This window comes from Bacillus sp. DX4.1 (assembly GCF_030348195.1).
Taxonomy (GTDB): Bacteria; Bacillota; Bacilli; order Bacillales; family Bacillaceae_G; genus Bacillus_A.
On sequence record NZ_JAUCFT010000008.1, the window covers coordinates 4,801,247 to 4,819,441 of the forward strand.

The 18,195-nt window shown below is 38.8% G+C and carries 26 protein-coding genes; 3 read left to right on the forward strand and 23 right to left on the reverse strand.

Annotated features, from left to right (window positions below):
• Position 1 precedes the first annotated feature (1 nt).
• From QUF99_RS27415 to QUF99_RS27475, 13 genes are all read right to left on the reverse strand, one after another.
• On the reverse strand, positions 2–544 hold the full coding sequence (locus QUF99_RS27415; protein ID WP_289374308.1) for a F0F1 ATP synthase subunit delta: 543 nt from the start codon (positions 542–544) through the stop codon (positions 2–4).
• On the reverse strand, positions 541–1,047 hold the full coding sequence (gene atpF, locus QUF99_RS27420; protein WP_289374309.1) for a F0F1 ATP synthase subunit B: 507 nt from the start codon (positions 1,045–1,047) through the stop codon (positions 541–543). The genes QUF99_RS27415 and atpF overlap by 4 nt, the downstream gene beginning before the upstream one ends.
• 125 nt (positions 1,048–1,172) lie before the next feature.
• Positions 1,173–1,391 (reverse strand): F0F1 ATP synthase subunit C, encoded by a 219-nt coding sequence (gene atpE, locus QUF99_RS27425; RefSeq protein WP_286122854.1) that lies wholly within the window; start codon positions 1,389–1,391, stop codon positions 1,173–1,175.
• A 61-nt stretch (positions 1,392–1,452) separates the two neighbouring features.
• Complete coding sequence (gene atpB / locus QUF99_RS27430; protein ID WP_289374311.1) at positions 1,453–2,172, reverse strand: F0F1 ATP synthase subunit A; 720 nt, start codon at positions 2,170–2,172, stop codon at positions 1,453–1,455.
• Positions 2,173–2,179: 7 nt separating this feature from the next.
• Positions 2,180–2,572, reverse strand: a complete 393-nt coding sequence (locus QUF99_RS27435) for an ATP synthase subunit I (protein WP_286122856.1) — start codon at positions 2,570–2,572, stop codon at positions 2,180–2,182.
• The gene (locus tag QUF99_RS27440; RefSeq protein WP_289374313.1) at positions 2,572–2,796 is read right to left on the reverse strand and encodes an AtpZ/AtpI family protein; all 225 of its coding nucleotides are present in this window, start codon (positions 2,794–2,796) and stop codon (positions 2,572–2,574) included. Before QUF99_RS27440 ends, QUF99_RS27435 begins: the two co-directional genes overlap by 1 nt.
• Positions 2,797–2,822: 26 nt before the next feature.
• On the reverse strand, positions 2,823–2,936 hold the full coding sequence (locus tag QUF99_RS27445; RefSeq protein ID WP_289374315.1) for a DUF4024 domain-containing protein: 114 nt from the start codon (positions 2,934–2,936) through the stop codon (positions 2,823–2,825).
• 537 nt (positions 2,937–3,473) lie between these two features.
• A complete protein-coding gene (gene upp, locus QUF99_RS27450) occupies positions 3,474–4,103 on the reverse strand; it encodes a uracil phosphoribosyltransferase (protein WP_286122858.1) in 630 nt (209 codons plus the stop codon).
• A 484-nt stretch (positions 4,104–4,587) separates the two neighbouring features.
• A complete protein-coding gene (gene glyA / locus QUF99_RS27455) occupies positions 4,588–5,829 on the reverse strand; it encodes a serine hydroxymethyltransferase (RefSeq protein WP_289374316.1) in 1,242 nt (413 codons plus the stop codon).
• 267 nt (positions 5,830–6,096) lie between these two features.
• Positions 6,097–6,669 carry a TIGR01440 family protein gene (locus QUF99_RS27460; protein WP_289374318.1) on the reverse strand — a complete coding sequence of 191 codons (573 nt, stop codon included), beginning with the start codon at positions 6,667–6,669 and terminating at the stop codon, positions 6,097–6,099.
• A gap of 123 nt (positions 6,670–6,792) precedes the next feature.
• Complete coding sequence (gene rpiB / locus QUF99_RS27465; protein ID WP_289374320.1) at positions 6,793–7,236, reverse strand: ribose 5-phosphate isomerase B; 444 nt, start codon at positions 7,234–7,236, stop codon at positions 6,793–6,795.
• Positions 7,237–7,371: 135 nt separating this feature from the next.
• On the reverse strand, positions 7,372–7,812 hold the full coding sequence (locus QUF99_RS27470; protein ID WP_289374321.1) for a low molecular weight protein arginine phosphatase: 441 nt from the start codon (positions 7,810–7,812) through the stop codon (positions 7,372–7,374).
• 267 nt (positions 7,813–8,079) lie between these two features.
• Positions 8,080–8,577 carry a PTS sugar transporter subunit IIA gene (locus QUF99_RS27475; protein WP_289374323.1) on the reverse strand — a complete coding sequence of 166 codons (498 nt, stop codon included), beginning with the start codon at positions 8,575–8,577 and terminating at the stop codon, positions 8,080–8,082.
• 398 nt (positions 8,578–8,975) lie between these two features.
• Between QUF99_RS27475 and QUF99_RS27480 the strand changes: the two genes are divergently transcribed.
• Both QUF99_RS27480 and QUF99_RS27485 read left to right on the forward strand, forming a co-directional pair.
• The gene (locus tag QUF99_RS27480; RefSeq protein WP_289374325.1) at positions 8,976–9,362 is read left to right on the forward strand and encodes a DoxX family protein; all 387 of its coding nucleotides are present in this window, start codon (positions 8,976–8,978) and stop codon (positions 9,360–9,362) included.
• A 203-nt stretch (positions 9,363–9,565) separates the two neighbouring features.
• A complete protein-coding gene (locus QUF99_RS27485; RefSeq protein ID WP_289374327.1) occupies positions 9,566–10,177 on the forward strand; it encodes a flavin reductase family protein in 612 nt (203 codons plus the stop codon).
• 173 nt (positions 10,178–10,350) lie between these two features.
• Here the strand turns inward: QUF99_RS27485 and QUF99_RS27490 are convergent, their stop codons facing one another.
• The 10 genes from QUF99_RS27490 to QUF99_RS27535 all read right to left on the reverse strand — a co-directional run bounded on the left by QUF99_RS27490 (position 10,351) and on the right by QUF99_RS27535 (position 17,805).
• A complete protein-coding gene (locus tag QUF99_RS27490; RefSeq protein ID WP_289374329.1) occupies positions 10,351–10,614 on the reverse strand; it encodes a DUF3935 domain-containing protein in 264 nt (87 codons plus the stop codon).
• Between the two features lie 88 nt (positions 10,615–10,702).
• Positions 10,703–10,834 carry a hypothetical protein gene (locus tag QUF99_RS27495; protein WP_286122867.1) on the reverse strand — a complete coding sequence of 44 codons (132 nt, stop codon included), beginning with the start codon at positions 10,832–10,834 and terminating at the stop codon, positions 10,703–10,705.
• Positions 10,835–10,873: 39 nt separating this feature from the next.
• Positions 10,874–11,422 (reverse strand): manganese efflux pump MntP, encoded by a 549-nt coding sequence (locus tag QUF99_RS27500; protein WP_289374332.1) that lies wholly within the window; start codon positions 11,420–11,422, stop codon positions 10,874–10,876.
• 102 nt (positions 11,423–11,524) lie between these two features.
• A complete protein-coding gene (locus QUF99_RS27505) occupies positions 11,525–12,568 on the reverse strand; it encodes an L-threonylcarbamoyladenylate synthase (RefSeq protein WP_289374333.1) in 1,044 nt (347 codons plus the stop codon).
• Positions 12,569–12,676: 108 nt separating this feature from the next.
• On the reverse strand, positions 12,677–13,135 hold the full coding sequence (locus QUF99_RS27510) for a GNAT family N-acetyltransferase (protein WP_289374336.1): 459 nt from the start codon (positions 13,133–13,135) through the stop codon (positions 12,677–12,679).
• 50 nt (positions 13,136–13,185) lie between these two features.
• The gene (gene spoIIR / locus QUF99_RS27515) at positions 13,186–14,031 is read right to left on the reverse strand and encodes a stage II sporulation protein R (RefSeq protein WP_289374338.1); all 846 of its coding nucleotides are present in this window, start codon (positions 14,029–14,031) and stop codon (positions 13,186–13,188) included.
• Between the two features lie 503 nt (positions 14,032–14,534).
• Complete coding sequence (gene prmC / locus QUF99_RS27520) at positions 14,535–15,386, reverse strand: peptide chain release factor N(5)-glutamine methyltransferase (protein WP_289374340.1); 852 nt, start codon at positions 15,384–15,386, stop codon at positions 14,535–14,537.
• Positions 15,386–16,453 carry a peptide chain release factor 1 gene (prfA, locus tag QUF99_RS27525; protein WP_289374776.1) on the reverse strand — a complete coding sequence of 356 codons (1,068 nt, stop codon included), beginning with the start codon at positions 16,451–16,453 and terminating at the stop codon, positions 15,386–15,388. The genes prmC and prfA overlap by 1 nt, the downstream gene beginning before the upstream one ends.
• Before the next feature lie 411 nt (positions 16,454–16,864).
• On the reverse strand, positions 16,865–17,449 hold the full coding sequence (locus QUF99_RS27530; protein ID WP_289374342.1) for a thymidine kinase: 585 nt from the start codon (positions 17,447–17,449) through the stop codon (positions 16,865–16,867).
• Between the two features lie 110 nt (positions 17,450–17,559).
• Entirely contained in the window at positions 17,560–17,805 is a 246-nt protein-coding gene (locus tag QUF99_RS27535) for a type B 50S ribosomal protein L31 (RefSeq protein WP_289374344.1), read from the reverse strand.
• Between the two features lie 118 nt (positions 17,806–17,923).
• On the opposite strand from QUF99_RS27535, the gene QUF99_RS27540 reads away from it, so the two are divergent.
• Positions 17,924–18,076, forward strand: coding sequence for a hypothetical protein (locus QUF99_RS27540; protein ID WP_289374346.1), 153 nt, complete (start codon positions 17,924–17,926; stop codon positions 18,074–18,076).
• Positions 18,077–18,195 lie beyond the last annotated feature (119 nt).

Sequence of the window (18,195 nt, forward strand, 5' to 3'; positions counted from 1 at the left end):
CCTATCTATTCTTCATAAGTTCACGCTGAATACGTGCTAACTTTCCTTGTAAACTTCCATCATAAATGCGATTTCCAATACGGACTTTAATGCCGCCTAGTAAATCTTCATCTACAACATTTTTTATGCGAATTGCATCTTTTCCCGTTCTCTTTGCAAATGCTTCTGCAACGCTAAGCTTTTCATCTTCAGATAGAAGACGAATCGAATATACAGTCGCGTCTGCTACGTTACGCTCTTCATTTGCAAGAGCAACATATTCATTTGCAATTTCAGGTAATATTTCGATACGCTTGTTATCAACTAAAATGTATAACGTATTTAAGATCGATTCAGAAATAGAAGAAAACACGTTAGAAAGAAATGTTTTTTTCTGTTCCTTTGAAATGCTTGGTTGTGTTAAAAAGCTATGTAGTTCTCCGTTTTTTACAAAAACGTTTTGTACAAGTCGCAATTCTTCTTCAAACATTTCTAATACGTGTTTTTCTTTTGCGATTTGAAAAAGAGCGACAGCATAACGTTTAGCTACAATCTCATTGCTCATCGCGCTTCTCCTACTTCTTTAATATAATCGCGAATTAATTTTACTTGGTCTTCTTCTTTTAATTCTTTTTCAATTACTTTAGAAGCAATTTGAATAGATAAAGAAGCGACTTGTTCTTGCAGAGCAACAATTGCTTGCTCTTTTTCGCGTTGAATTTCTTGTACAGCAGATGCTTTAATTGATTCTGCTTCTTCTTTTGCAGCAGCAACAATACTGTCTTTTTGATCTACAGCTTGCTTTTTCGCTCTTTCGATTAACTCTTGCGCTTCAACACGTGATTGTTTTAACATCTCACGTTGTTCTTCTACTAATTTTCTCGCCTCTGCATTGTTCTTTTCTGCAGCATCGATTTCATTAGAAACATGCTCTTCACGTTCCTTCATAATTCCCATTAAAGGACCCCAAGCAAATTTACGAAGCATCACTAATAGAATTAGGAAAACGAACAATGTATAAGCGATCGTTCCGAATGGAATGGCAGCTCCTAATAATAAAGTTGGCACAAGGATTCACTCCCTTCAAATATCTAAATTGACCATATGAAAAAAAGACAACTATTTCGTTCATAAAGCAATGGCGAAGAAAGTCAAAAAACACTCTTCGCCATCTATGTAAGGGGAGCTATCCCTTATTTGTTCATTACGATGAATGCAATAACTACACCGATAATTGGAAGTGCCTCTACTAATGCAACCCCGATGAACATGATTGTTTGAAGTGGACCTTTTAATTCTGGTTGACGAGCAACACCCTCGATTGTACGTGATACGATAAGACCGTTACCGATACCTGCACCTAATGCTGATAAACCAATTGCAATTGCAGCTGCGATTACACCTAAACTCATTTGAAATGTCCTCCTTTGTATTATAAAAAAATAGATTTTTTTACTTACTTATTAAAGTATATTAATGGTCATGACTTACTTTATGCGCCATGTACACCATCGTTAACATTGTAAAGATAAATGCTTGGATTGAACCAACAAACACACTGAATCCCATCCACGCTAACATTGGTACAATAGCACCTAATGCTCCAAATACTCCACTTCCACCTAATTTGGCAAGTAATCCTAATAAAATCTCACCAGCATAGATGTTACCGAATAGACGAAGACCTAACGTTAATGTGTTAGCAAATTCCTCAATAACCTTTAAAGGAAATAAGAACTTCATAGGTTGGAAAAAACCTTTTAAATATTCTTTTGTACCCTTCATCTTAATTCCATAATAATGGGTGAGGGTAACTACCATCACGGCTAATGTTAATGTAACTGCTGGGTCAGACGTTGGCGATCTCCACCATGCAATGTGTTCGCCAGCCTCAGTTGTTGAATACATGAATGGTAGGCCGAGCATGTTTGATACGAAAATAAACATCATAAGCGTAACGCCGAGTGTTAAAAAGCGTCCACCTGTTTTCCAGTCCATCGTACTGTTAATGATCCCTTTTGCGAAGTCTAGAATCCATTCAAGGAAGTTTTGCATTCCCGTTGGACGAAGAGCTAAGCGACGAGTTCCGATAACAGCGATTAAGAAAACAATGAGTGCTGCAACAGTAACCATCATGACTGAGGACAAATCGAACGTTAAACCTAGAAATTTAACTAATTTACCGTGTTCCACTAGTAATTCACCTCTCTTCCCTGCTCTTATACTCTAAATAAAGAAAATCTATGATCATGACAAGATATCCTGTCAGCAATCCTACACCTAAGCTCCACATCGCAATTAAATGCTGATATTTTGCTGCAAATAAAATTAATAACCCTATCGTGGCAAATCTCGAATATGTACTAACAGCGGTCGCCTTAAATTTCACGTTTTCTCCATTTGTAACGCGATCTAAGAGCTTGTCTGTTCTACGTGCAATGATGCGCAAACTAAGAAAACTGAAAATCGTTCCGATAATCAGTCCAAGAAATACATCCTTGTAAGAGGTACATCCCCATCCTAGTACAAAAAGTGCAAGCAAGTAGTACATATATTTCTTTTGTCTTTGGACAAGTCCATGTACGTCTATCATCATTGCTCTCCCGAATAATAATGTTGAATGAGTCGAACCATTGCATAAACCCCTGTTCCTAATCCAAGCAATAAGCCAATAATAAGAAACAACGGAAACGTCCCAACCTTACTATCAATCCATTGTCCACCAAAGATTCCAATAAGAATGGAACCAACTAACTGGGCAAGAATTCCTGTCATTAAAGCATATGCTTTTACCGGGTTGCGATCGTTTTTTTGCAAGGATTCATCCCTCCAATTATGTAACCTCATTCACGATGTGTTAATAATAACTCATTTTTTTGCATAAATCCTATACAAAATAAAAAGTTTACTTTTTCGTCACGGATTAGATGCATTTTTGTCACTGAAAGCCCTACCATCTATCCCCGTTGTTAGCATACAATAGGGTATTAGCAGTGTCAACGAGAAATCGTAAAAAATCAAAAAATTTGAGTATTAGTCATTTTCTACCAAAAATGAAAACGTTCCCCTTTAAAATACTGGTGAAAGATGTCTAATTTCTAAGAGATTTTTCTTTATAATGGAAGGAAAAGTTCACAAGTTTGTCACGATTATATTTTTAAGATATAACGTTTTCCTTCTATAATATAGTATTTTACTGAGATAAGACCTCTATAGTATATGTGGTATATATGCAAGTTATGTTGCATATACAAAAAATTCCATATCTGTATCCCATCAATCTAAAGTTCTCTTCCCCTCCCCTCTTATACATAAAGTGAAACTTTTCTCAGTGGAGGGTTTCCTCCATCCCTCACCAATCGGGCTCTTATAGGCAGTTTATCCCCCACCTAACTTCTTTGTTTCCTGCAGAAATTTGAGGTGGGGTATTACTGCCCGCGAGTAGCGGGATGAATAAAAAACAGACGAGTAGGAAATTCCTCTCGTCTGTTGTCTTATTTCGTTCCAAATAAACGGTCACCAGCATCGCCAAGACCAGGAACAACATAACCATGATCATTTAATTTCTCATCTAATGCTGCTACATAAATATCAACATCAGGGTGCTCTTCTTGTACCACTTTTACTCCTTCTGGAGCAGCTACGATACACATTAATTTAATTTGTTTCGCACCGCGCTTTTTCAGAGAGTTAATTGCTTCTGCTGCTGAACCACCTGTTGCTAACATCGGATCAAGTACGATAAAGTCACGTTCTTCTACATCCGTTGGAAGTTTCACATAGTATTCTACAGGTTGCAATGTTTTCGGGTCACGGTATAAACCAACATGGCCTACTTTTGCCGCTGGAATTAACTTTAGAATCCCGTCTACCATTCCTAAGCCCGCACGTAAAATTGGAATTAAACCAAGTTTTTTACCAGCGATTACTTTTGTTGTCGCTTTGCTTACAGGCGTTTCGATTTCGATTTCTTCAAGTGGAAGATCGCGTGTAATTTCAAATGCCATTAAACTTGCTACTTCATCCACTAATTCACGAAATTCTTTTGTACCTGTATTTTTATCGCGAATATATGTAATCTTATGCTGAATTAACGGGTGATCAAATACATACAGTTTTCCCATGTGAATCTCTCCTTCAGATGATATTCATGCGTGAGGACACGCCGTTTTGCACTATTTACGATTGTAAAGAAAACGCCGCCAATATTCAAGGGCAAATTTGGGAAAGTTTCAAATCCGTTATCGTTCTACCTAATATCTTTACCAATTATGGAAACCGTATCCTTCACGATATATACAAAGTTTATTCATAGTTTGTATACATACATGAGGTGTGTGATATGTCCTTCCCATGCAATATACATGAGTCAGCATGATTTATCCCGCTATTCGTGGGAAATAAGACCCCCATCTCAAGATTCAGAGAGAAACGAGGAAGATAGGTGGGGGATGACTGCCCGTAAAAGCCCGATTCGTGAGGGCTAACCAGTAGGTGGGATGAAGAAAACCCCCACACTGCTGGAAGTTTCACTTTATTATCAAATCGCACCTATCAGAAAAAGACTGCTGAAACGATACGTTTCAACAGCCTTTTTCAATCTACCTATTATAGATTTGTATACATTGGGAATTTATCTGTTAGTGCAGCTACACGCTTACGCGCTTCTTCTAATGCTACTTCATTGTCATGATTCTTTAACGTATGAGCGATAATTGCTGCAATTTCATCCATTTCTTCTAAGCCGAAGCCACGAGACGTTACTGCTGCTGTACCGATACGTACACCACTCGTTACAAACGGGCTTGCTGTTTCGAATGGAATTGTGTTTTTATTTACTGTAATTCCAACTTCATCTAATACGTGCTCTGCCACTTTACCAGTAATCTCTAAATTGCGAACATCGATTAAGATTAGGTGGTTGTCCGTTCCGGCAGAAACAAGTGTAAGTCCTTCTTTTTGAAGACCTTCTGCTAAACGGTGTGCGTTATTGATGATATTTTGTGCATATGTTTTAAAGTCTTCTTGCAAGGCTTCACCAAATGCAACTGCTTTTGCAGCAATAACGTGCATCAATGGTCCACCTTGAATACCAGGGAAGATTGATTTATCAATTTGCTTTGCAAATTTTTCTTCACATAAAATCATACCGCCGCGTGGGCCGCGTAATGTTTTATGTGTTGTTGTTGTTACGAAATGTGCATGTGGTACTGGGTTAGGATGTAAGCCCGCTGCAACTAAACCTGCAATGTGAGCCATATCTACCATTAAGTATGCACCAACTTCATCCGCAATTTCACGGAATTTCTCGAAATCGATCACGCGTGGGTATGCACTAGCACCTGCAACAATTAGTTTCGGTTTATGTTCTTTCGCTTTTGCTAATACATCATCATAGTTAATGCGATGTGTTTCAGCATCTACGCCATATTCTACAAAGTTATACTGTACGCCACTGAAGTTAACAGGGCTTCCGTGTGTTAAATGACCACCGTGGGATAAGTTCATGCCAAGGACTGTGTCGCCATGCTCTAAAATTGTGAAGTATACAGCCATGTTTGCCTGTGCACCAGAGTGTGGTTGAACGTTCACATGCTCTGCACCAAAGATTTCTTTTGCGCGATCACGAGCGATATCTTCTACTACATCCACATGTTCACAGCCACCATAGTAGCGTTTTCCAGGGTAACCTTCTGCATATTTGTTTGTTAATACAGAACCTTGCGCTTCCATTACAGCTTCACTTACGAAGTTCTCTGAAGCAATTAGTTCAATTTTTGAACGTTGTCTTCCTAGTTCCGCTTCAATTGCAGCAAATACCTTCTCATCTTGATGTTTTAAATGCTCCATCAAAATCCCCCTTTTCTGAACGAATTACACCTATTCCCGACGTTTTTTTCTTATTTATTCAGAAAAAACGAAAATTCCAGTTGTAATTCTATCGAACCTTCATGTTTTCAACTACATTCTAACATGACTTTCTAGATCATAAAAGAAAAAAAAGGTCGAAATCGACCTTTTTCTTTTCTTCCTAATGAAGTAAGACAACATACTTCTTATACCATATACATATATCAAGTCCAGCTAGAGTAACGATTCGAACTGGACTTCTCTACTTTAGCTGCAAGTAAGCGTTTCTTCTACTGACACATATACTGCACGTTCTCCGCCAATCAACTTACCACGTGTTTTTGCCATCGTTACATGTGCATGCCCAATCTCTTTCACACGCGTGCGAACAGGAACTGCAACATGTTTAAGGTGCATGCCAATAAACGTATCACCAATATCTATCCCTGCATCTGCTTTTATAAACTCTACCACTACAGGATCTTTTAAATTGTTATATGCATACGTCGCAATCGCACCACCTGCTGATCTAACAGGCGTAACGGTTACAATTTCAAGTTGGTACTTCGTTGCGATCTCCCGTTCTACTACTAAAGCACGATTTAAGTGCTCACAACACTGGAATGCTAGCTCAATACCGTTTTGCTCTTGAAATTGTTTTAGCTCAGAAAAAATCGCTTCCGCTACTTCCATCGTCCCTGATGTTCCAATTCTTTCGCCTAGCACTTCGCTCGTGCTACAGCCCACTACAAAAACTTGACCACTTTGTAAAGAAGCTTGCTCTTGAAAATCAGAAAGCGCTTGTTGTAGCTGCTCTTTCACTTGTACTACTTCCGTCATGACACCTCTTCCTTTCACAGGTTGGTTCAACACATTATATTACGATTAACAATTATCCCGATTGATGAGGACTGATAATCAGCGGGGGGATGAAGCCCCCCCACTGATTAAAGTTTCACTTTATTACTTCGCTTCGTATGTTTTAATTTTACCTACACGGTTTTCGTGACGTCCGCCTTCATAATCAGTTGTTAACCAAATTTTTGCGATGTCACGTGCTAAACCAGCTCCGATTACACGCTCGCCCATTGCCAGCATGTTCGTGTCGTTATGCTCTCTCGTTGCTTTTGCACTAAATGTATCATGTACTAATGCACAACGAATACCGTGTACTTTATTTGCCGCAATAGACATACCAATGCCTGTTCCACAAATTAAAATACCACGGTCTACTTCACCACTAGCAACCATTTCCGCTGCTGGAAATGCAAAGTCAGGATAATCAACAGAACCCGCTTCACATTCACATCCTAAATCAATATATTCAATGTTTAATTCTTCTAATAAACTTACGATTTCTTTACGAATATTCATTCCACCATGGTCAGATGCTACTACTACTTTCATTATGAACCCCTCCAATAATAAGTGAAACTTCTATCAGTAGGAATCTTTTCCCCACTGATGATTTGTGACATAAACCGGACGCTCCCTTGCTCGTTAGAGCAAGATCATCTCCAATATCGTATTATACACGAAACATTAACCCTCTGAATGTTTTTTAAGTAAAGTTTGTACAAGTTTTTCCATCTCAGCCAACGTCGATTGATAAATGGATAGTGAACCGCCAAACGGATCTGAAATATCCTTATTTGTACCTTCTACAAATCCATATAATGTATGCACTTTCTCTCCTGCATTTGGGTGATATTGAAGTAAAAGCTGTTTATGGCTTTCTGTCATCGTTAATATCGTATCAGCCCACTGTAGTATTTCCTCCGTTACTTGCTGCGAGGCATGTGTAATCGAAATTCCCTTTTTTGCTAGTGCATCTTTCACATGTAGGGATGCATCGCTTCCAGCGGATGCAAATACGCCAGCAGACTTCACTTCAAATTGCTCTTCCCCATAATGACGAAGCAACGCCTCTGCCATTGGGCTGCGACATGTATTTCCTGTGCAAACAAATAACACTCGCTTCATCTAAAACCCACTCCTTATGGTGAATGTCTTACATTCATCATAACGTACATTACAATGAAAAAAAAGAAATGAGAACATACAAAAAGCGCATTTCCCTTTTATTTTCCATAAGAGAAATGCGCTTTATCCACATATATGTGAAACCCTATTTCCAAGTGCCTACAATATAGTAACACAGTTAGAAAAAAAATCTACTACCATGGTTAAATTTCCATAAAAAACAAGGAATCCATTTCATACAAAATAGATTCCTTACTAAGAAAGCAATTATTTCATTGTAACTTTCATTACTTCTGTTGTACCTTTTGTAGATGAAACACCTACAGTTGTGTCGATAGATTCAGCTGCATCTGTATTTGTAATAACGATTGGTGTAATTGTGCTTTTTGCTTTTTCGCGAATTAATTCTAAATCGAAAGAAATTAATTTGTCGCCTGTCTTTACAGCTTGTCCTTCAGATACATGCGCTTCGAAACCTTCGCCTGCCATTGTTACTGTTTCTAAACCAACATGAATTAAGATTTCTGCACCGTTTTTCGCTTTAATTCCAACAGCATGTTTTGTGTGGAATAATTGTACGATTTCACCGTCTACTGGAGATACTACTACACCTTCAGTTGGAACGATTGCAACACCGTTACCCATCATACGACCAGCAAATACTGGATCTGGTACTTCTTCAATATTTTTCACTTCTCCAGTTAATGGAGCTACGATTGTTTCTGCATTTGTTTTTGAACCAAGACCAAATAATTTTTTAAACATAGGATAGTCCTCCTTATAATTCATACTCATGTTAAAAATGTATAGGGCAATCCCTAGAGAATATTGAGATAAATATACAATTCATTTTTTTCACAATATTATATTGTAAAAACGCTTTCGGAATTAAAAACGCTCTTACCAACTAGAATCTTATTGTATCTCTTTGCAAAATCCCAGTCAATTCAGATTTTCTGAACAAAATAAAAAAAGTTAACCTCTTGCTTACATTTTCTCTTTTTTTTCACAAGTTGTCTAGAGGTCTTTACAAGATATTTGTTTTTTATTATTGATTTGTAAAATTTTCTTCGTATTTTTATGAAAGTTACTTGACTTAAGTAAGTAACTGATTTAACATTACTTACATAAGGTAAGTTAATAACTTTTTGGAGGTTTTATAAATGATGAACATCGGTCTTCTTATTATTCGTCTTATTATTGGAATTACATTCATGGGTCACGGTACTCAAAAATTATTTGGTTGGTTTGGTGGCCACGGCCTTAAAGGAACAGGCGGCTGGATGGAATCAATCGGCTTACGCCCTGGCGTATTTATGGCATTTATGGCTGGTGCAACTGAGCTATTAGGTGGTTTCTTATTCGCAGCAGGTATCTTCACTTGGGTTGGTTCTCTATTTATGGTTGGTACAATGCTAGTCGCAATCTTTACTGTACACGGAAAAAATGGCTACTGGGTAACACAAAACGGATTTGAATATAACATGATCTTAATTGCCATTGCAGTTGGTGTTGCATTAACTGGACCTGGCGCTTACGTTTTACTTTAATCCATTAGCTCGATTTTAAAATATTCTTAGACGATAACGGAGCGAATTCAAAGGTCTGCCTGACAGACTTTTGGATCAGCTCCTTTTCTTTTTGAACAGATTTACAAAAATCGGCAAAAAAATATTTTTTTAGCAGGAGTTTCTCTTCATTATCTTGTAAACAAACAAAGAAGTATTCATATCGCGGAAGGGAGATTATAACTATGCTTTCGATTAACCCAAATGAACAAACGGAAAAAGATAATTACAAATTACTAACAGGGAGTATTATTCCACGCCCAGTTGCATTCGTAACCTCGACTACAAAGGACGGCGTGTTAAACGGAGCACCATATAGTTACTTTAATATTGTGGCTGCCAATCCACCTCTCATCTCTGTTTCTGTACAACGAAAAGCAGGAGAGCCAAAAGATACCTCTCGAAACGCAATCGAAAAAGGTGAATTTGTCGTACATATTTCCGATGAATCTTACGTGGAGGCCATTAACGAAACTGCTGCAAACCTCCCTCCCAATCAAAGTGAAATTGAATTAGCCAAACTAACCCCTATTGAAAGTGATGTCATCTCAGTACCAGGCGTAAAAGAAGCAAATATTCGTATGGAATGCGTATTAGAACGCGCGATTCCATTAGGTGGAACACCAGATTCACCAGCATGCGACCTATTAATCGGTCGCGTTGTCCGCTTCCACGTTGCGGAACATCTATACGAAAATGGTCGTATTCATGCAGAAGGACTCAAACCCGTAAGCCGCTTAGCAGGTCACAATTACGCAAAACTTGGTGAGCAATTTGAACTTGTACGGCCACTTTAAAAGCGGAAGCGGCTCGTTCAGAATGTGAGGGGGATGGAGCTTCTGACGTAGAGGCGCTCTTTGCCTCGCAGGAAGACGCGAAGCCACCGACCATTCTTGCCGCTACCTAAATAAAACCAAAAGTCCAGCCTTCACAATAATTGGCTGGACTTTTCTTATGTCTATAACTTTTCTCACTTCTCTTCCAATGCAGGCACTGTTTCTTTCTTCACTTTTCCAAGTTTTATAACAAAGAAATATAATGAAAGAAGTGTAATGATAAATACGATAAAAAATGGGTAAGGTGAGTAAAACATACGTGCCGCTTCTGTTTTACCCTGAATAAATTTTAAAGAATCCATATCTAAAAACTCAGCGAACATTTGTACACCGAGCATACTAAACCAAAATACGAAAAAACTAATGATAATTCCAAAAAATTGTTTTACTCTTTTCACCAAGAACACCCCTTCTATTATAAGAGTTGTTTTTATTATCATGAATGATGGTAGAAATACTGAACCTTTTACAGAAAGGGGCTTTCATTTACCATTCGCGGATGAGCTTCATCCATCCGAGCACTGCTATTTGTAAAATAATAAGCCAAATTATGAGCAAACGTAGCCACCTTGGAAAAAATGTTACAAACCAAATGTACCATTCCAACAATTTCCCCATACTTCTATCTCTCCTATATTTCCTTATATGATAGCAAGATTATATTGGAAATAGAAGGCTGAGTCCGAAACCAACAAGAATGATACCGCCAAGCACTTCACCATATATACCAAACATACGCTTTACACGCCTGCCAATAAGTAAACCACTCCACGCTAGTACCATACTGACTAACCCAAAAATCAATATGGTTATAATCGTTTGCGCTCCGTAAATTCCAAGGCTTAATCCGACTGAAAAGCTATCGATGCTCACACTAAATGCAAATAGCAATAAACTTACCCCTACCGGTGCAGACCTCGTCTCTTCTCCTTCTAACATAGAAGAATATATAATATAAAATCCTAATCCAACTAATAAAATTGCTCCAGCAATGGTTGCCATATGACCCAATTGCTCCGATAAAAAACGACCAAGTACCATACCAAGAAACGGCATGACAATGTGAAACAAACCTATTGTAATACCGATATACAAAATTTGCTGCATTCTTAACGCAACCATGCCCATACCGAGGCTTACAGAAAAGGCATCCAGCCCTAGGGCAAATGCCATAATAAACAAAGGTAATAGTTGTTCAACCGTCATCTCGTCCCTCCTCGGACTTGCTACTTCACAATATGCTCATCCGAGGAAAAATAGAATCTATGAAAGAGTACTGCATGTCATAAAGAGTGGATGCATTCAGCTTTAATCTTCAAAAATGACATGATGTCCCGCCGCTTTTGTTAAGCGATTCATAATCGCATTACCGATTCCATCACTTGGGAACGACTCACTAAAAATAACATCAACTTTACTTGTATCAAATGTGCGCAACACATCATATAGTTTTGTCGCAACGCTCGCTAAATCAGTTCGTGTACCACATGACAATACGACATCCGCTTTATATACATGTTGATATTCTTCTGTTGTTAATACACCGACTGTATACCCTTCACCTTTTTTGTTATCCACAAGCTGCTGAATAAAAGCACGTGATCCTTCCACAATGCTGAGTGGTGCTCTAGGTGCATAATGTGTATATTTCATTCCCGGTGCTTTCGGTTTTTCAGTTTCATCTTTTAATGCTGGATCTAAAGAAACAGGTCCAATTACTTCTTCTAATTGTTCCTTTGTAATCCCGCCTGGGCGTAAGATGGTTGGTACTTCACTCGTACAATCTATTACTGTCGATTCCACACCAACACCTGTTGCGCCGCCATCAACAATACCAGCGATTTTCCCGTTTAAATCTTCATATACATGGGAAGCTAACGTTGGACTTGGACGTCCAGAACGATTGGCACTTGGTGCTGCAACTGGTACATCCGCTTCTTCAATAAGCGCCAGTGCCACAGGATGATCAGGCATTCTGACGCCAACAGTATCTAAACCTGCTGTAACCTTCTCTGAAATCCCATCTTTTTTCGGTAAAATAAGTGTCAATGGTCCCGGCCAAAAATGCTTCATTAGTACATCCGCAACTGGTGGAATCTCTCTTACAATATCCGTTAATTGTGATTTTGCACCAATGTGGACAATCAGTGGATTATCACTTGGTCGACCTTTTGCCTCAAAAATTTTCGCGATTGCTTCATCATTCATTGCGTTGGCACCTAGTCCATATACCGTTTCTGTTGGAAAGCCAATTGCTTCATTTTCTCTTAATAATTTTGCTGCTTCTCTTAACTGTGGATAATCTTCTTTTATTTCCACAACATTATCCACAATCCATATTTTTGTGTGCATTTTTTTCCACGTCCTTTTCTTCCCTGAAATACTTGTCTATTTGTAGTTTACTATGATATTTATCCAAAAGACAAACAAGGTTTATCCACAAAATGTGGATAAACCTGATTAATTTGTGGATAACTTTGTGAATAGCTGACAATTTAGTATTATTACATTCTGCTGTTTTATATTTTCACAAAAATGTTCTAACTGCCGAATCCCTGTTGGAACTTCTTCCTTTTCCACAGGCGTAAAGTTGAAAAACTGAAATATTGTCACAGATTGTGGATGATTTGTGAGTAAATATAATTGTTGAATACTTTTCTCTTTCATATACTGCAAAAACATTTCAAAAAAATATAAGAACAGCTTATTATCCACAGCAGGTGTGAACAAACAAGAACGAATGAGTGCATCCTCTTGCTTTTGTTCATAACCAACCACCGCTTGCATTTCTCCGTTATCTTCCAATACCATAAATTGTTCATATAACTCATTTATTTTATCATCTTTCTTATTAGCTTGTCCGAAAAAAGAATGCAATCGTTCTATATCTGCCTTCGTAGCAAAATAAAGTTTTTTCATACTATATCCCCCCTCATTTCTATATATGAGAGAGGATACGAAAATAGAACTTATTTAGAAAATAAAGAGGAGATTGCTTCTACGATAAACAGTTTGACTTGCGGCTCTTCCACTTCCTCATCTTGCACTTCTATTTTTTCTTTTTGTTTTTCCACAGACTTTTCCTCTTTTTCCACAGTTACTTTCTGCTCTACTTCCTGTTTTACAGGTTCTTCTTGTACAGGCTTCTCTTTTATCTCTTTCACATCAGTTTGAACTTTTGTAACAACCTCTTTTTTTGCCGTTTCTTTTATCGATTTTCGCTTCGGCAATTCTTCTTCATCTTGTTCCTCTAGCACTGGTTGCTCTTCATCCTCAATCGATTCTGCTTTCACAACATGCTCTTCTTTTTTAACAGCTGTTCCACTTGAGAAATCCAGGAAACACATTGGCGGGAATAATACACACCACCAATTCGCGCCCTCTCCTTTTCCGATTGAAATAAGTACAGCTTCATACTCTCCAGCAGGATAAATAAAGTTTCCATATACTTTTGTAGGGAATTTTACATTTTTTCCAAACGTAACTTGAAATGATTCCTTACTTCCTTCTTGCTTCAATGTATCAGCAACAGTTTTTTCAATTTCCGGGATATGGCTCTGGATGACACGCCGTGCGTCTTCAAACGATTTTAAATCTGCTACCCAACCATCAATTTGCGCCTTCACTTCATCACGCACTTTACGTTTTAACGCTTGATCTTCCTTCGTATCGCTATTTGCTAAAATACGTAAGCGAACGGCTTCTTTCGGAATAACAGCAGGTCCCTTTGCATCAGCTTTCATATATCCAAAATGCACGAGTAACTGTGCACCAATTAATAATAAAAGAAAATAGGCAATCGCTTGTTTTTTCATCTCCTACACCATCCCTTCTGTAAACAGTGTAGACACTCTTACCTCTTTCTAAACTATTAAATTCTAAATCTATAGAAAAACTTTTACGTATATAAATTGAAAAACTGATATAAAACCTTTCTTTTTTTGGCGGGGGAGAGCGTCCGGCCATGCATAGATGCGGTCAGGGCCTTTTTTGACCCCATTCCATGTGAAAACAAAGGGAGAAAATGAGTGGAGGTCTTCTTTTGTTTTCATAGCCGTGACTTGTATGTTAGGAAATATTTATGTATACATACAAATTGAAAAAACGATAGAAAACCCTTCTTTTTAGGTAGGAGAGAGCATCCGGCCATGCATAGAAGCGGTCAGATCCTTTTCCTGCCCCATGCCACGTGAAAACAAAGAGAGAAAAAGAGTGCAGGTCACCTTTTGTTATCCATAGCCGCGGCTTATATGGCGATAAATCAAAATAGATTTATATATTTATTTGACATATAAAAATGGAGTAAAGGTCTATGCCCTTACTCCATTTCTGCAAATACCATTCGATCTTTTCCGTTAATATCAAATACAACTTCTACATGGGCGTGCGGGAATGTACGCTGCAATAATGCTTTTACATCTTCACCTTGCCCAACGCCTACTTCAAAGGCAACGATTGCCTCACTTTGTAAAACGGTTGGCAACTCCTTCATAAAACGGCGATAAAAATCGAGTCCATCTTCTCCACCAACGAGTGCCCGCTTCGGTTCGTGCTCTTTTACAACAGAAGAAAGGCCTCTCCAATCTTCTTCTGGAATGTACGGAGGGTTAGAAACGACAACATCTAGTTTTTGACCCGTTTCATAAAATGGTGATAATAAGTCACCATGATAAAACGTCACATTCGCCTCTAACGTCTTTGCATTCTCTTTCGCAACTTCAATCGATTCTTGGGCAATATCTACTGTATACACATGCAGATTTTGGTTTTCTAGAGCGAGCGTAATTGAAATTGCGCCGCTACCCGTTCCAATATCAGCTACATGCAGTTCCTTCTGACCAAATCTACTCTGAATTCGCGTTAATACGCCTAATATAAGCTCTTCTGTTTCGGGTCTTGGTATTAACACTTCTTCATTTACGAAGAAAGAACGCCCATAAAACATTTCATACCCCAGCAAATACTGAACTGGGATACCATCCACGTGCTTGTGGATAAATGCTGTGAAGGTTTCGACTTGTCTTTCTGTCAACTCTTCACGCATACTCATCATTAAACCTGTTCGATTCGTCTTTAATACATGACAAAGGACAATTTCTCCCGCATTTTCATCTCGCCCATTTTCTTGTAAAAAAGAAGAAGCCCATTTCAGGGCTTCATAGACACGCATTACTCAGCTGCCTCCATCTTTTGCGCCTGATCTTCCATCACTAAGGCATTGATGAAATCATCTAACTTACCTTGTAAGATTTGATCTAGCTTCTGAATCGTTAAACCGATTCGATGGTCTGTAACACGGTTTTGCGGGAAGTTATACGTACGAATACGCTCTGAACGGTCTCCCGTACCAACAGCTTGTTTACGGTTTTGATCGTACTCAGCTTGCGCTTCTTGTCTAAACTTATCATAAACACGTGCACGTAATACTTTCATTGCTTTTTCTTTGTTCTTAATTTGTGACTTTTCATCCTGACAAGACACAACTACACCAGTCGGTAAATGCGTTAAACGTACCGCTGACATCGTTGTATTAACACTTTGTCCACCAGGACCACTAGAAGCAAACGTATCAACACGAACATCTTTTTCATGAATATCGACTTCTACTTCTTCTGCTTCCGGTAATACAGCTACAGTTGCTGTAGAAGTATGGATACGTCCTCCAGATTCTGTTTCCGGAACACGTTGTACGCGGTGTGCACCATTTTCAAATTTCAACTTTGCAAAAGCGCCTTTACCGTTAATCATAAAGATAATCTCTTTATATCCACCTAGTTCTGTATAGCTCGCTTCAATAATCTCAGTTTTCCAACCTTGCACCTCAGCATAACGGCTATACATACGGTATAAATCGCCAGCAAATAAAGCGGCCTCATCGCCACCAGCAGCACCACGAACCTCAACGATAACGTTTTTATCATCATTCGGGTCTTTTGGAACAAGTAAAATTTTCAGACGCTCTGATAATTCCTTCTCTTGTCCCTCTAACTCAGAAACTTCTTCCTTTACCATTTCACGCATGTCAGCATCTAACTTATCTTCTAACATTGCCTTTGCATCTCGTAATTGCTCACGAACATCTTTATACTCACGGTACACCTCTACCGTTTCTTGCATATCAGATTGTTCCTTTGAATATTCACGAAGTTTATTCGAATCACTAATAATCTCTGGATCACTTAGCAACTCATTTAGCTTTTCATAACGATTTTCTACAGCTTGCAAACGATCTAACACACTATTCACCTCTACATCCTAGTATCTAATACAAATAGTATATGGTACTTAATCAAAAAAACGCAAATTATTATTATAAAAGCGAAAGCGGCTCGCTCAGAATGGAAGGGGGATGGAGCTTCTGACATAGAGGCGCTCTTTGCCTCGTCGGAAGAAGCGAAGCCACCAACCATTCTTGCCGCTGGAGCTGGATACCATTAAAAGCGAAAGCGGCTCGTTTAGCTCTGACCAGCTAAGGTTCTTTCGCACACAAGGCGCTCTTTGCCTTTTGTGCGGAAGGTTCTTAGATGCGAAGAGCTTGCCGCTGGAGCTAGATATATTTAAAAGCAGAAGCGGCTCGCTCAGAATAGAACCCAACCACCACTCTTTATCTATCTTCGAAAAAAACCCGCTCTATGTAGCGAGTTTCATTTATCGTTGTTTTGTAGGTACAGCATGACAATGGCGACAGCGCGGTTCATATGACTCTGACGCCCCAACTAAAATGATTGGATCATCAAAAGAAGCTGGTTCTTCATCGATTAAACGTTGCGTACGGCTTGCTGGAGATCCACATACGGAACAAACTGCCTGCAGCTTTGTTACATGTTCAGCAATCGCCATCAACTGAGGAACTTGTCCAAATGGTAGACCGCGGAAATCTTGGTCTAAACCGGCTACAATGACACGATAGCCACGATTTGCCAATATTTGCACCACTTCCACAATGTCCTCATCAAAAAACTGCACCTCATCAATTGCGATAACATCCATATCTTCCGTTACATGCTCAAATATATCTTTTGAAGCCGCAACAGGAACTGCTGTTATTTTCATTCCATTATGTGAAACAACGTCCTCTTCACTATAACGGTTATCAATACATGGTTTAAATACAATTGCGTGTTGCTTTGCAAATTGTGTGCGGCGTACACGACGGATGAGCTCTTCTGATTTTCCAGAAAACATACTTCCGCAAATCACTTCAAGCCAACCGTTTTGATTTATTAAGTACATGAAAGTTCTCCTTTCGTCTACTTGCTCTGGCACAAAGTAGGTAAAGGTTTATATTTTTGCAAAAAAAACAGACAAGCGAATAGATACACTTGCCTGTTTTATGTTTGTTATTACTTAAGACCGTATTTCTTATTGAAGCGGTCAACACGTCCGTCTGCAGTAGCAAACTTCTGACGTCCAGTGTAGAATGGGTGAGAATCAGAACTGATCTCAACTTTTAATAATGGATAAGTGTTTCCATCTTCCCACTCAACAGTTTCGTTAGAACCTCTAGTAGATCCTGTTAAGAATTTGAAGCCTGTGTTTGTGTCCATGAATACAACTTTCTTGTAACCTGGATGGATTCCTGCTTTCATTCTTTTCATCTCCTTCCGCCCTGAATCATTTTCGAAACAGAGTTTTTCATCGTTAGCTGCAAATACAACTATAATGATGAAACACATATGATGAAATTATAACAAGGCTAACTCCATTTTGCAACTACCTGTTTTTGTCTTTTACAAATTAAAAGCGGAAGCGGCTCGCTCAGAATGGGAGGGGGATGGAGCTTCTGACGTAGAGGCGTACTTTGCCTCACAGGAAGAAGCGAAGCCACCGACCATCCTTGCCGCTGGAACTGGATATTAATTAAAAGTGGAAGCGGCTTGTTCAGCTCTGACTGGCTAAGGTTCTCTCACACAAAAGGTGCTTTTTGCCTTTAGTGCGGGAGGTTCTTAGACACGAAGAGCTAGCCGCTGGAACTAGAT

Excerpts from the sequence above, each read along its gene's own strand:
- QUF99_RS27415 (WP_289374308.1), bottom strand. The coding sequence starts at position 544 with ATGAGCAATGAGATTGTAGCTAAACGTTATGCTGTCGCTCTTTTTCAA.
- atpE (WP_286122854.1), bottom strand. The coding sequence starts at position 1,391 with ATGAGTTTAGGTGTAATCGCAGCTGCAATTGCAATTGGTTTATCAGCA.
- QUF99_RS27435 (WP_286122856.1), bottom strand. The coding sequence starts at position 2,572 with ATGATAGACGTACATGGACTTGTCCAAAGACAAAAGAAATATATGTAC.
- QUF99_RS27445 (WP_289374315.1), bottom strand. The coding sequence starts at position 2,936 with ATGGTAGGGCTTTCAGTGACAAAAATGCATCTAATCCGTGACGAAAAA.
- upp (WP_286122858.1), bottom strand. The coding sequence starts at position 4,103 with ATGGGAAAACTGTATGTATTTGATCACCCGTTAATTCAGCATAAGATT.
- glyA (WP_289374316.1), bottom strand. The coding sequence starts at position 5,829 with ATGGAGCATTTAAAACATCAAGATGAGAAGGTATTTGCTGCAATTGAA.
- QUF99_RS27460 (WP_289374318.1), bottom strand. The coding sequence starts at position 6,669 with ATGACGGAAGTAGTACAAGTGAAAGAGCAGCTACAACAAGCGCTTTCT.
- rpiB (WP_289374320.1), bottom strand. The coding sequence starts at position 7,236 with ATGAAAGTAGTAGTAGCATCTGACCATGGTGGAATGAATATTCGTAAA.
- QUF99_RS27470 (WP_289374321.1), bottom strand. The coding sequence starts at position 7,812 with ATGAAGCGAGTGTTATTTGTTTGCACAGGAAATACATGTCGCAGCCCA.
- QUF99_RS27475 (WP_289374323.1), bottom strand. The coding sequence starts at position 8,577 with ATGTTTAAAAAATTATTTGGTCTTGGTTCAAAAACAAATGCAGAAACA.
- QUF99_RS27480 (WP_289374325.1), top strand. The coding sequence starts at position 8,976 with ATGATGAACATCGGTCTTCTTATTATTCGTCTTATTATTGGAATTACA.
- QUF99_RS27485 (WP_289374327.1), top strand. The coding sequence starts at position 9,566 with ATGCTTTCGATTAACCCAAATGAACAAACGGAAAAAGATAATTACAAA.
- QUF99_RS27495 (WP_286122867.1), bottom strand. The coding sequence starts at position 10,834 with ATGGGGAAATTGTTGGAATGGTACATTTGGTTTGTAACATTTTTTCCA.
- QUF99_RS27500 (WP_289374332.1), bottom strand. The coding sequence starts at position 11,422 with ATGACGGTTGAACAACTATTACCTTTGTTTATTATGGCATTTGCCCTA.
- QUF99_RS27505 (WP_289374333.1), bottom strand. The coding sequence starts at position 12,568 with ATGCACACAAAAATATGGATTGTGGATAATGTTGTGGAAATAAAAGAA.
- QUF99_RS27510 (WP_289374336.1), bottom strand. The coding sequence starts at position 13,135 with ATGAAAAAACTTTATTTTGCTACGAAGGCAGATATAGAACGATTGCAT.
- spoIIR (WP_289374338.1), bottom strand. The coding sequence starts at position 14,031 with ATGAAAAAACAAGCGATTGCCTATTTTCTTTTATTATTAATTGGTGCA.
- prmC (WP_289374340.1), bottom strand. The coding sequence starts at position 15,386 with ATGCGTGTCTATGAAGCCCTGAAATGGGCTTCTTCTTTTTTACAAGAA.
- QUF99_RS27530 (WP_289374342.1), bottom strand. The coding sequence starts at position 17,449 with ATGTACTTAATAAATCAAAACGGTTGGCTTGAAGTGATTTGCGGAAGT.
- QUF99_RS27535 (WP_289374344.1), bottom strand. The coding sequence starts at position 17,805 with ATGAAAGCAGGAATCCATCCAGGTTACAAGAAAGTTGTATTCATGGAC.